The 12,697-nt window shown below is 53.3% G+C and carries 11 protein-coding genes; 1 reads left to right on the forward strand and 10 read right to left on the reverse strand.

What is annotated here, in order from left to right; translation table 11 throughout:
• Positions 1–101: 101 nt before the first annotated feature.
• A complete protein-coding gene (locus tag BM022_RS00690; protein WP_177191586.1) occupies positions 102–1,247 on the reverse strand; it encodes a glycosyltransferase family 9 protein in 1,146 nt (381 codons plus the stop codon).
• Between BM022_RS00690 and BM022_RS00695 the strand changes: the two genes are divergently transcribed.
• Positions 1,246–1,704: a YbhB/YbcL family Raf kinase inhibitor-like protein gene (locus tag BM022_RS00695; protein WP_091136096.1), complete on the forward strand. Its 459-nt coding sequence runs from the start codon at positions 1,246–1,248 to the stop codon at positions 1,702–1,704. The two genes, BM022_RS00690 and BM022_RS00695, sit on opposite strands and share 2 nt — an antisense overlap.
• Positions 1,705–1,713: 9 nt before the next feature.
• Here the strand turns inward: BM022_RS00695 and BM022_RS00700 are convergent, their stop codons facing one another.
• The 9 genes from BM022_RS00700 to BM022_RS00740 all read right to left on the reverse strand — a co-directional run bounded on the left by BM022_RS00700 (position 1,714) and on the right by BM022_RS00740 (position 12,406).
• Entirely contained in the window at positions 1,714–2,535 is an 822-nt protein-coding gene (locus BM022_RS00700) for an inositol monophosphatase family protein (RefSeq protein WP_091135782.1), read from the reverse strand.
• 335 nt (positions 2,536–2,870) lie between these two features.
• Positions 2,871–3,272, reverse strand: coding sequence for a glycosyltransferase family A protein (locus BM022_RS15660; RefSeq protein ID WP_218146805.1), 402 nt, complete (start codon positions 3,270–3,272; stop codon positions 2,871–2,873).
• Positions 3,248–4,342: a glycosyltransferase family 9 protein gene (locus BM022_RS00710; protein ID WP_091135783.1), complete on the reverse strand. Its 1,095-nt coding sequence runs from the start codon at positions 4,340–4,342 to the stop codon at positions 3,248–3,250. The genes BM022_RS15660 and BM022_RS00710 overlap by 25 nt, the downstream gene beginning before the upstream one ends.
• 14 nt (positions 4,343–4,356) lie before the next feature.
• The gene (rfaE2, locus tag BM022_RS00715) at positions 4,357–5,832 is read right to left on the reverse strand and encodes a D-glycero-beta-D-manno-heptose 1-phosphate adenylyltransferase (RefSeq protein ID WP_091135786.1); all 1,476 of its coding nucleotides are present in this window, start codon (positions 5,830–5,832) and stop codon (positions 4,357–4,359) included.
• A gap of 152 nt (positions 5,833–5,984) precedes the next feature.
• A complete protein-coding gene (locus BM022_RS00720; protein WP_091135788.1) occupies positions 5,985–6,611 on the reverse strand; it encodes a D-glycero-alpha-D-manno-heptose-1,7-bisphosphate 7-phosphatase in 627 nt (208 codons plus the stop codon).
• Positions 6,602–7,333: an SDR family oxidoreductase gene (locus tag BM022_RS00725; RefSeq protein WP_091135790.1), complete on the reverse strand. Its 732-nt coding sequence runs from the start codon at positions 7,331–7,333 to the stop codon at positions 6,602–6,604. Before BM022_RS00725 ends, BM022_RS00720 begins: the two co-directional genes overlap by 10 nt.
• Position 7,334: 1 nt before the next feature.
• Positions 7,335–9,266: a glycosyltransferase gene (locus BM022_RS00730; protein ID WP_091135793.1), complete on the reverse strand. Its 1,932-nt coding sequence runs from the start codon at positions 9,264–9,266 to the stop codon at positions 7,335–7,337.
• Between the two features lie 713 nt (positions 9,267–9,979).
• The gene (pyrC, locus tag BM022_RS00735; RefSeq protein ID WP_091135794.1) at positions 9,980–11,014 is read right to left on the reverse strand and encodes a dihydroorotase; all 1,035 of its coding nucleotides are present in this window, start codon (positions 11,012–11,014) and stop codon (positions 9,980–9,982) included.
• Positions 11,015–11,227: 213 nt separating this feature from the next.
• Positions 11,228–12,406 carry an NAD(P)/FAD-dependent oxidoreductase gene (locus BM022_RS00740; RefSeq protein ID WP_091136099.1) on the reverse strand — a complete coding sequence of 393 codons (1,179 nt, stop codon included), beginning with the start codon at positions 12,404–12,406 and terminating at the stop codon, positions 11,228–11,230.
• Between the last annotated feature and the right edge of the window lie 291 nt (positions 12,407–12,697).

Consider the following 12,697-nt stretch of genomic DNA (forward strand, 5'->3'; position numbering starts at 1 on the left):
TTCGCCTTCTCCTTTCGGTAAGTAAAATTCGAATGGAGCCTGGGTAAGGTAATAAAGATAATTTCCGTGGATATGCCACGTAAGTACCCGGAGTTTAGCTTCTATGATGGGCTTGTCCTCTCATTGTCCATTATTGCTTTCGTCGCCAAAATGGCAGCCTCAGGCGTCTTTACAGCATTCCCTGCCACGATGCAGTGTTGAGCTTGATCGAGCGGAGCCCAAATCGAGGGATCGGTGGTGGTAAAGACGGTCACGCTGGGGGCGTTAACCGCTACTGCTAAATGGGCAACGCCGGTGTCATTGGCGACAACTGCTCGACTGCTTTTTATAAGAGCAGCCAGCATTCCGATATCCGTTTTACCTGCAAAATCGATAGCCGGGCTCGTCATTTTTTGCATTACCGCCCGGGTCAGATGCTTTTCTTGCATGGTGCCGGTCAACGCGACTTGCAAGCCTTGCTCTGTAAAATTATCTGCAACTGCCGCGAAATGCTCGGCAGGCCACGGAGCCGCAGAGATAGCCCCTGGGTGTAAACAGGCATAAGGTCCGCTTCTGATTGATTGAAATTCTTTTAATGCCCCAAGTTTTTGAAAATCCGTTTCGAATAATGGAAAGTCCATTGCTTTATCTTCATGATCTATGCCGAGAAATTGAAGTAAACCGAGACTTTTTAGCACCTCGTGCTGACGCCCGGGATATGACAAAAAGAAATCCTGATTAGGCCAGTATGCGTCATCACTGGCGAAGCCGGCTACTACCCTGCCGCCGAAAAGGGAGACGAGCAGATTCGACACATTGCCGTTGCCGTGCATTTGCAACACGAGGTCATATTTTTGCTTCTGCACGAGGGTCAGAAAGGACGCGACCTTCTCAGCGTTGAACGGATTTTCCGGCAGTCCGGGAAAACCTGGGAATTCAACAAAATTGTCGATGTAACAATCGTACCGCTTTACCAGTTCGCTATTCCAGGGGAGACCTATATAATCAATAACCCCTTGTGGAAAAGAGCGCCGGATAGCTTTCAGGGCTGGGGTAAACAATAGGAAATCGCCCAGCTTCAGCGCGCGAAAGATCGCAATCTTTTTTATCGGGAATCCGGTCACTTGAGCCATGTCGTTCTTCGTGATATACGGTTTACGGCGTTCTTCTTCTCGCAGCCAGAGGTGATTCCAGCGCGGGGGTTTGGTCTGAAGAGAACATCTGTCCTTCAATCTGTCGGGCGATTTGGTAAGAAAGGAGCTTTTCATGTTTATTACATGTCCGGAATTTTCGCACCTCACCCGCGTTCCCACTTCCCACACATGTAATGGAGAAAACATCAGTCCGCCACTCGAGTTTGGAGACTTGCCGGCAAAAACCAAAAGTCTCGTTCTTGTTGTGGAGGATCGGGACGCTGTTCCGGGCCCCTGGGTTCACTGGCTTGTTTTTAATATTCCCCCGACCACAATGTCGATCCCGGCCGGGCATATTCCTGAAGGCGGCACGGAGGGAATTGCGAATGGCGGGACACACGGTTATGAGGGCCCTTGCGCTAAGTATTTCAGGGGTACCCACCATTACTCCTTTCAGTTATATGCGCTCGATACCGTGCTTGACCTGGGTGCAGGGGCTGATAAAAAACAGGTAGCAGCAACGATGCAAAATCATATTGTCGGTTCCGCGACGCTCATTGGCTTGTGTGAGGGAACAAAAGCGGAGGCATAGGCCCCCTGTCTACCTGAAACAAGGAAGATAGGCCTCAACCATTTCCGAAGAACCTGCTAGCACGCCGTTCGAATTGATCGTCCAATCCCTGCCTCCATAGTCCACTGCTTTCCCTCCTGATTCCCTAACCATGCAGATACCCGCCACCATATCCGATAGTTTGGTGGAAGGACGGAAGAACAGATCAAGCCGCCCGGCGGCCACTTCTGCTAGCGATAGGGCAGGCGCACCAAAAATCTTTACTGCGCGAGCTCGTTCCAATACTCGCGCCAGTTGCTGAAGTGTCTGAGGGCGGGTGTCCATTCGCGAGGAAAAATCCAGCGCGACGATAGCCTTCGCTGGGTCGGTTTGAGGGCAGACCGATGTAATTTCTCCGTTCACCCGTACTTGCGTGCCTTCTTGCGCACTGTATAGAGTTTCGTGGATCGGATCATAGATGACGCCGAGGACAGGTTTTCTATCGCGGAGGAGCCCAATGGAGACGGCAAGAAGCGGAGGATAGCCGTTCATATTCTCGGTTCCGTCAAGCGGGTCGACTACCCAGTGGTCGCCGTTGCGGGAAATAGCCCCGCCTTCTTCCTCTCCGTAGAATCCACAGGCATATATTTTCAGAAGCCCTTCTTTGAGCAGCTGTTCAGACTCCTTGTCGGCACTGGTTGTGACCTGCCGCGCGGACTTAAATTCATGTGCGACTCCCTGTGAGTAGTGAGCCTTGACGATCTCGCCCGCACGCCTTGCTATTTTCTCTATTTCTTCGATCAATCTTGTCGTCTTCAGGGGGTTGTTGTTGAATGTACCTTGCCGTAATTGCGGGTCGCTGCGTAATAACATATCAGTACGACATTCTCGGGAGCTTACAGAGCCAGCTCCCTTGGGATATCAAAGTTGCGGTTCGTTAAGGTTGTCGCCGCCTCCTGGTGATAGGCCCCCGATGGGATGAGACCGCTTCCTCCGTAGCGTTTCATGACTCGCAGTTGCGCAAGCACGTCTTCGCCCGCGTGCTCTTCCGGTACATCTCTCCAAAATTCAAACCCACCGATTTCTCGCAGCTTTGCTGCGTCATACAGTACGCAACCGCCCACCCAGGCTATTTTGTATTTGGCGTGATGAATTCCGGCTCAACCGGACCGTCCCATAACGCGATTGCCTGTTCGTGTGGGCGATAATCATCCCTGAACGACATACCGGATCAGCGCTTGTCCCACAAATCCAATCTGTTCTTCTCTAAGAGCCTGCAGCATATTGCCGACGACAAAAGGCTCCAGTAGAACGTCATCATCGAGATACAGACAGTACGGCGACGTCGCCGAATCCAGTAAAAATTGACGCTGCTGGGCCAGGCGCCGCCGCGGGAGGTTGGATAACTGACATACCGGATGACCCTTTTTCTCCAGTAGTCCGATAGCCGTTTGCACTGATGAATCCTGGTAAACGGGCCCGCTATCGCTCTGGTCGGAAATAGCGACCGTGAAATCGCAGAACTGCTGAAAACAAAGTCCAGTGAGAGTGACGGCCAGCGTAGCAGGTCGATTGTAAGAAGGAATCAGTACCGTAATTCGATTTCGCATGACGCGTGCCTTACTAATTCATTAACGGCCGCCGTAATTGCAAGAGGCGACGCCTGAGGCCCCGATACGTCCGGAAAAGCCTGTAGCAACCGGTTCTTGGTCCGTAAGTCCGCGCGCACTGCAAAATAGAGCACACGGCTCGATACCTTCCATGGCGTATGCTGCGGGTTAGTCATCGCATACAGCACCACGACAGGGGTTCCGACGGCGGCAGCAATATGGACGGGACCGGTATTATTCGAGATTAAAACCGGTGCGGCTGCGATCAGTGCCATCAGTTCTGAAATTGATAATTCGCCTGCCAGGTTAGCGGCGCCATCACCTAGCCGGCGGGCAATGTTATTCACATATCCTTGCTCACTGCTGCTGCCCGTAAGGACAATTTCGTAGCCTTGCCCGATGAGCGAGCGGCAGGCGCTTATATACTCGTCCGCTGGGTAGCAGCGCTTTTCCTCGCTCACCCCGGCGTGGAGCACGAGCCATGGCCTATCCTTACCGACCCGAAGTGCGGCCAACCTGGTCCGGATCGTTTGCCTGCTTTCACCCGGAACCCGGAGCGTCAGGTTTGTATCAGACGTCGCTGCGCCCACCGTTTCGACGAGCTGGAGCTGCCGTTGAACTTCATGGACAATGTAGTCCAAAGGTTCGCGATCAGGTATCCAGTGACTAATAAGCCGGTAGGGGTTTTCGCGGCAATAACCCAGAACCGCTTTGATGCCCGCCTGGTAGCACAGCATGGCCGCAGGCAGCGGATTCTGGCTGTATGATGTAAAGATTACGGCTGCATCAAACCGCCTGCTTCTCAACTCATCGGCAAGCGCCAGCAGTTGCTGCTCTCCATTGATTTCATCCGTCTTTACCCACGGAACATCGAACGGGATGATTGCGTCCACCTCCGGTATAAAGGGAGCGATGGTTGCCCCTGTGCTTGATGTCAGCAGGGTGATTTGCCTGCCCAACCCCGAGTGTTTAAGCGCTCGCATGGCAGGCTGGCTCATCAGTACATCGCCCATATTGTCGAGACGAATGCAGAGTATGTTCTTGTAGTTCCTCCAGGCGTCAGAGAACATGGTTCGCCGCTTGGTTATGCGGTTTGCTCGTCAAGGCTTTTAATTTTCGAAATGAGGTTGGTTGTGGACCGATTCTGGACAAAAGGCATGATTTCGATTTTTCCGCCATAGCCAAGGACGACGGGCGCTTCGGGCAGGTTGTCGACAGTATAGTCGCCGCCTTTCACGTACAGATCAGGTTGAATAACGTCGAGCAGGCTTATAGGCGTATCTTCCTCGAAAGATGTCATGAACGTCACCGACTCCAGTCCAGATAGAACGCGGACACGTTCTTGCAGACTGTTGATGGGTCGATCGTTGCCCTTCAAGCGTTTGATACTTGCATCCGAGTTCAGGCCTAACACCAGCGCATCGCCTCGAGCCCGAGCCTGGTCGAGATAGGTGACATGCCCGCTATGAAGCAGATCGAAGCAGCCATTGGTAAATACAATACGTCGCGCCTCTTTTCTGAAATGCTCGATCCGGTTTTTTAGTTCTTGCCAGTCGTCGGTATATTTGCTGCCGTTCCCCAGGTAATGACTCAGCTCGTTCTTTGTGCAGGTAGCAGTGCCTGATTTTTGCAGGATCACTACAGCAGCTGACTTGGCGATCTCGCCCGCCACCTCGATCGGTGCGCCGCTGGCTAACGCAAGGGTGAGGGCGCTGACATATGTGTCGCCAGCTCCAGCGGCTTTAGTGTTCGCCACCGGTTTTGAGAAGGTACGGTAGGGTTCTTTGCCACGCTGAAATAGCAGCGCGCCATCAATGTCGAGTGTTGCTGCGACATACTTTGTTCCTGTTTTTTTGAGGAGCCTCTGCCCGTGACGTTTAATTTGCTCAGACCGGTTGCTGCTTGACGTTGACTCGGTAATGGCAAGGAGCCTTACGAGTTCCTGATAGTTAGGCTTGGCGACCGTGGCGCGAACGCGGCTGTATTTATCCAGTGACTTGGCATCAATTACCAGAATGTTCTCCCTATTGCGTTGCAAGGCGCCAAGGACGCTGATGATTCTATCGGTTAGGATGCCATAGCCATAATCCGAGACAACGACGGCATCAACCCGGTTAAAGTTGTCTTTCAAATTGTCGATGAGCTGCCGCTCGTAATCACGTTGTATGACTTCCGTCGTGCCAGAGTCGAAACGCACCAGCAGTTGATTACCAGCGGTTACCCGTTGTTTCGTAATTGTCCGACGGGTCGGATCACACAAAATGAGGGAGGTGTCCAAGCCATGACGAGCGAGTGCATCTTTCAGCAGTTTCGCCTCGTGATCGCTCCCAACGACGGACAGATAGTTAACGCTGGCTCCTAACTGCGTCAGGTTAGCGGCGGTGTTGGCGGCTCCCCCCGGCACTGTTTTGACATCTGTGACATCGACTATCGGAACTGGCGCCTCTCTGCAAATCCTCTGGGCGGTGCCTTCCATATAAACATCAAGCATTGCATCGCCAATTACCAGTACATTTAAACTGCTAAAGCGACCGATAGTGGCAAGATACTCGTTGTCCATACCACCTCCTTTCACTTGGGGCCTCTTCAACACGCTAACACCAGGGAACGCTCAAAACATCGCTGGGACTGATAAATAGCCAATGCCGCATCACGTTCCTGGAAGGCGCAGAGGGAACGCCATTGACTCTGGAAGCGGGCTCTTTTTCGAACTCATTTCGTCGTGGCAAGGCCTGCCTCTTTATATGCCCCTGCATCTGTCCGGTCGCCGCCACTACTGTTAACGGAGCCTGACGCAGCTGGAAAAATCAAATTGGCCGCTTCGATTAACCCCTTGACGGTGTACTCGGGTTGTCGGCATTCGCCCATTACCCACTGAGTTTCGTTGCCGTTATCGAAATGGATGCTGCGGCAGCCAGCACGATTACCCGCTTCGACGTCATGCAGGATGTCGCCTATCATCCAGGAGTTACGGAGATCGATCGCATGATCCTCAGCTGCTCGCAAAATCAGTCCCGGCAACGGCTTGCGGCATTCGCAACCGTCGCCCGGTCCGTGAGGGCAGTAATAAAACGCATCCATTTTTACCCCATATGGCGCAAGCAAGGTTTGAATCTCGCCGTTAATAGCCAGCAGATCACTTTCCTTAAATAACTTTCTCGCTACCCCCGGTTGATTGGAGATGACGATCAGCTTATATCCCGCATTTTTTAAGCGGCGAACCGCTACGCCAGCGCCCGGAGTAAGTCGCAACCAGCGGGGATCAACGTTGTAGGGAACGTCGCGAATGAGCGTCCCGTCTTTATCTATAAAGACAGCCTTGCCCAGCGCTAGGGCCATGATGTTTCCCTCAGTGGCAACACCATGACCTCCGGGATCACAGTCTCGTCTGGCTGCGTCACGACGAAGTGCACGGTTTCGGCCACATGCTTGGGATCCTGAAGAACATTTGGATCAGTCTGGGGAAATCTATCCAGGATGAAGGGCGTGCGCATCCCTCCTGCGACTACCGAGGTAACTTTTATATTGTTCCGCCGGGCTTCGGCATGCAGGGCGTGGCCAAAGCCCAGCAGACCCCACTTGCTTGCATGGTAGGCAGTGGCTTCGGTCCAGGCGCGCTTGGCTGCGGTAGAGGTAATATTGACAATGTGACCCTTACCCTGGCGCTTTAGGAACGGATAGACGGCTTTCGACAGGAGGAAGGGACCCCTTAAGTTGACATCAAGCACCCGGTCCCAATCGGCGATGGTTAAATCTTCGATGGGGAGTGTCGTATCGGTCCCCGCATTATTTATCAGGATGTCGATCTGGCCGTGTTCCGCCAGAATTCGATCGACCGTTTGCTGAACGTCATGTTCGTTACTCACATCCAGCACATAAGCATAAGCACTGCCGCCTGCTTCCTTGATCGCCCGCGCTACATTTTTTACCTGCTTCTCCTGAATATCACAGCCACAGACAACGGCGCCGGCTGCGCCGAGCCTGAGCGCAATCGCCTCGCCCAGCCCCTGGCCCGCGCCGGTGACAACAACCACTTTATCCGTTACGCTCTGTCCATTCATATTACATTTTCCCCTTGCTGACGGACTTGACCGACGGGCGAGTCAGCTGGAATTGCATCATCGAATAATCCTCTGGAACTTTGAGATTATTCAGTTCATCGGCCATGATTTCCTGCTCGATCAGATGGCTCAGCACATGGACAACATGCAACTGTATCTCCTGAATACGCGAGGTCTCGTTCGACGGAACGATGATGTTCACGTCGGTCAATTCCCCAGCAGGCCCACCGTCCTTGCCGAGCAGGCCGATACAAAACATTTCCCGCTTTCGAGCTGCCCGGACTGCGTTGACGAGATTGGGCGACCGGCCGCTTGAGCTGATTACGACTAGAACATCCCCGGTTTGGCCATGTGCCTCGATCTGCCTGGCGAACACCTCATCAAAGCTGAAGTCATTTGCCCACGCCGTCACAAATGTTGTGTCTGCCGTTAGCGCCATGACAGGCAAGCCACGCCGGCCGCTAGCCTCAAACCTGCCAACCAATTCGGATGCAAAGTGTTGCGCTTCGGCGGCGCTGCCACCATTGCCGCAGACCAGCATCTTTCCTCCCCGCGCAAGCGAGCGGTAAATAGCCTCGGCCGAGTCGAGAATGGCCAGACGAATTTTTCCCCTAGATTTTTTTATTGTTTCAATCAAAGACTCGAAAGAATCGTCAATGTAGGAGAGGGGATCATCCTCGCCGTCGGCGCGTAATGGACTGCGCGTGGCAACCCGCTCATACATGTTGGCGGTCAGGTGCGTGGCCTTCATCCAGGTGAAGTTTTCGTTCACGTGACGAACCGCGTTTTCCTTGAAGTAGGTCATCAGCGTACTGCTGCTCAGTAACTCGAGAATGCGCTGGGCGAGTATGGCAGGGTTGTTGGGGGGCACCAGGAAACCAGTCTTGCCATCGACGATTGTTGATTTGATTCCGCCCACGTTAGAGCCAATTACAGGCGTACCGCACGCCATGGCTTCAAGCGGGGTGATTCCGAAGGGCTCATACCATGGCGTGGTTGTGAACACGTCCACGGCGCTGTAGTAGTAATGCAGCATGTTGCGCGACCGGCGCCCCACAAATGTCACGAGGTCGCGTATGCCTTCCGTCTCAGCGAGTTTTTGAAGGCGACCGATTTCCGGGGTTATTTCAGGATCGGGCTCTTCCGATTCACCGCCTACAACCAGCAATCGCGCCTTGAAGTTATGCTCCCGTCGCATATGGGCAACGGCCTTAATGACGTTATCGACTCCCTTGCGCGGCACCAATCGGCCAAGCTGCAGGATGATTTTTTCCTTTGGCTCAAGGTTCAACGCCATGCGCGCGAACAGCTTGTCAACAGGATAAATCTCATCCGACCGGAAACCGTTTGGAATAATCGTGATTCTGTTGGGATCAGCCTGATAGAGACTGACCAGATCGTCACGGTCCTGGGGGCATAACGCCACGATTTGGTCGGCCTCTGCCAGCACCCGTTCTTCGACGGCAAAACCTTCATCGGGAAACCAGTCATTCTTGCCTTGATGGGTGCGGCGCACCTTCGCCAGGGCATGTAAGGTAACGATGAAAGGAATGCCTATTTGTTGCTTTATATTGGCTGCCACCAAGGCCGACATATAGAAGTGGGCATGTATAAGCTTGTAAGGATTATTTTCCGCTTTGATAAAGTGCAGCATATCCCGGGTAAAAGCCGGCATATGGGGAAGCAGTTTCTCCTTGGGAATAAAAGTCAGCGGACCGGCTTCGACGTGGATAATCCTTATACCGCTTCGCCAGTTAATGACCTTTGGCACACGTTGGTCGTCCCAGCGAGTAAAAACATCGATCTGGTAACCTATAGCCGCCAGATGTTGAGCTAATTCAGCTACCGCGATATTTTGTCCGCCGGTGTCAGCGCCGCCGATTGCTGCTAATGGCGAGGCGTGCTCGCTTACAAGTGCGATTCTCTTATTCATATTCCTCCGGGTATAGTAAGGCCGGCCCGGTTGCGTAATTGTGATGCGATAGAAGCGGCCGACACGCGATTGTGTTTCAGCTAGCACAGAGAAGAGCATGGAGTAGCCATCTCTGCAGGTCTTGGTCGCAGTTGATTTTCCCCCGGGGACGACAAAATGATTGTTGTCATCCTTAAGAAAAATCAAAATAGTCCAGAGGTTCCTGTCCAGTCTGTGCGGCGGCGCACTAAATCGTCGCGCTGGATGAGAACGTCGCAGTCTCGATACTTCATTGTCCCGCTTACAGCCAGCCTCGGTCTCGGCGCTGCCCCTCCCGTGCCGCAAGGGTTATTGAAGGTGGAATTTTGTGCCGTGAAGGGAAGATCAAGCGTCGTGTACAGTCGTTGGTTGGGAGAAACCGGTCGTGGTGGAAAAAAATGGATGTTTCAGTAGACGTGATCGGATGCTTGCCGATAGCTGGAAGACTTCAGCTCTGACAATCCTCGTGGTGCGGGCGAGTTGCGGTTGAAGAAGGGGTGCTACAGTGTCGCGAGAATGTTCTCACCAAACCGTCGCGTGTCCGTCGGTTGACGCTACCGCAACCACTGTGCAAGGATCAGACTTGGGTTCTGGTTTGCGGACGGGGCAGCCGCCGAGGGCGGTGCGGATGGATGAGATTCTGGTGAAGAACCCCCAGGATGAAAGCTTGTAGCTATACAAAAGTATCTATAGGATCAGTCAAGCAGTTTCCACGTTACGCTTTTCCCGGCCTTGAGCGGGATCAGCACATCTCCCGCAAATTCCAGTTGTGCGGGAACGTCCCACTTTTCTTTCATTAAAGTGATGCTGTCCTCGTTTCGCGGCAAACCGTAGAAAGCGGCGCCGTTAAAGCTGGCGAAGCCTTCCAGCATATCCAGCGCGCCCGCTTGCTCGAACACCTCAGCGTAAAGTTCTATCGCCGCATGAGCGGTATAGATGCCTGCACACCCGCAAGCGGTTTCCTTGACGGACCTTGAATGGGGGGCGCTATCGGTGCCAAGAAAAAACTTAGGGTTACCGCTCGTGGCTGCTTCAACCAGTTTTTCGCGGTGGCTTTCGCGCTTCAGTATTGGGAGGCAATAATGGTGGGGATTAATCCCCCCCCCAAACAAGGCGTTGCGATTCAGTAGCAAGTGATGAGCGGTAATGGTGGCGGCGACGTTGTCTGATGCATCTCTAACGAATTCCACCGCCTCGCGGGTCGTGATGTGCTCGAACACAACTCGTAGTTTTGGAAACCGCTGTGTAATTGGGATCAACACCCTGTCCAGGAAGAATTTTTCCTTATCGAACACGTCCACGTCAGAGTCCGTCACTTCCCCATGCACCAGCAGCGGCAAGCCGATTTCTTCCATTGTGGAAAGCGTCCGATAGCAGTTGGAAATGTTTGTTACCCCCGCATCGGAGTTGGTCGTTGCACCAGCGGGGTAGTATTTCACGGCGTGTATTGCGCAGCTTTTGCTGCCATGCAGGATTTCCGCTGGCGGCGTGTTATCGGTAAGGTAGAGCGTCATCAAAGGCGTGAAATGCAAGCCCTGAGGCAGCGCAGCGAGGATACGGGATTGATATGCCAACGCCATGTCGGTCGTCACCACCGGTGGTTGGAGGTTGGGCATGACGATAGCGCGGGCGAAACGCCGCGCGGAATCCGGCAGCACTGCCCGCAGTTGCGGACCGTCGCGCAAGTGAAGATGAAAGTCGTCTGGGCGAGTGATCGTTAGCGTAGCCAATACAGATCCTGGTCGAGGTTCTAGATTCCAAATCCGAGCAAATTAGACACTGCCCCCTGAAACGTATTGTCTGTATGAATATTTGCGAGAGGTGGATGGAGTATAAAAAGAAATTCGAAAGTTGACGGAACTGAATCGGGACTGGAAGCATTCTTTGGAGATGAAGCGTGTCCTAAAGCCGTCCTCCCAATTCAGCCCGTTTCACTTCATCTGCTAATCCGAGATACGGCCCGCCAGTGTTTCGCTGGTATGAACCGCATTTTCGCCTATCAGCTCAGTAGCGGCGGCCACCTGCCCCCAGGTATTCCACAAGAGCACACCCCTCACGCGGCCATCACGCAAATAGTAGATGACGCCTTTGCGAAACGGCTCTTGCCAGTCCTCAACGACCTCCAGGCGGGGATCGAGTTCTCCTACCGCTTCATATCCGAGATCGAACAGATCGGAATAAAAGAACGGCAGATGGAGGTAGGCGTTTGATTCTCCCGCCATGTTCCGGCCGGCCGTCTCGCCCATCACATTGGCATTGTCCTCGTGTTCGACGCGGGTGCGTTTATCCACCAAGGAATTGTAGAAATTCGCCACATCGCCCGCGGCATAGATGTCCGGATCACTCGTGCGCAGAAGTTCATCCACCACCACGCCATTATCAACGGAAAGTCCAGCTTGTGCCGCCAATTCTGTATCGGGTTGGATTCCAAGGCCTGCCACAACCCCGTCGGCGGATATCTCCGCCCCGTTGCTTGTGGTGACTATCGTTTTGGCACCTTCGGTCCGTGTGGATGCCACTGTTTCTGATGTATGTAGGGTGATACCTTTTTCACGGTAATAGGAATTCAGGAACTCGACCAGCGGCGCGGGATACACACGCGCTCCTATTCCATTTTCAGGGAACACCATCGCAACCCGTTTATTGTTCATGGCAAGCGCAGCCGCAATCTCGGAGCCGATGAAGCCGCCGCCGATAACGATAAAATCCTGGCCGTGTTCGCTTAGTTCCCGCAGCTTCCGATAGTCGTCCACCGTCCTGTAATAGATGATGTTCCCGTCGAACTCCGGAAAGCGACGGGGACGCCCGCCCGTGGCGAGCAACAGCTTTTCATACGTATAGACATTTCCGGCATCATCGCTTGCCGTCTTTTTTTTCGCGTCGAGGGCGACTATTTTCTTACCCAGATGCAGGGCGACATTCAGGCCGTGCTCGTTGCGCCAGATGGATTCGTACGGTGTGCCTTTCCATAAGGCCTTGGAAAGCGGCGGCCGGTCATACGGCGGATGCCGTTCCTCGCAGATCATGGCGATGGCCCCATCCTGGTCAATTTGACGAATGCCGTGAATAGCGGAGTCTGCGGCCATCCCGCCGCCGACGATGAGGTATTTGTGATGTTTCATTATCATTATTCTTCCTTTTTAGACGTCCGCAGGGCGGTGATGGAAAATAGCAATGACAACATTAAAAAACTCGAACCCTTCTGCTATTAAGGCTGTTTGACCAAACTCGGAACTCTGAATGGATGTCCCCCTCCAATGCCAGAAGCTTTTAGTAAATTCGGTCGAATCTCTGAAGGTTTCATTTCGATTAACTCGGCAGTATACGAGGATAACGGGTGGCAAGCATTAAGCAAGACTGCTCGAACAATGCAAAACAGGCGGCTCATCCTTATTCATGACGCTTATGCCAGT

Origin of the sequence: Nitrosospira sp. Nsp14 (assembly GCF_900113575.1) — a bacterium.
Taxonomy (GTDB): Bacteria; Pseudomonadota; Gammaproteobacteria; order Burkholderiales; family Nitrosomonadaceae; genus Nitrosospira.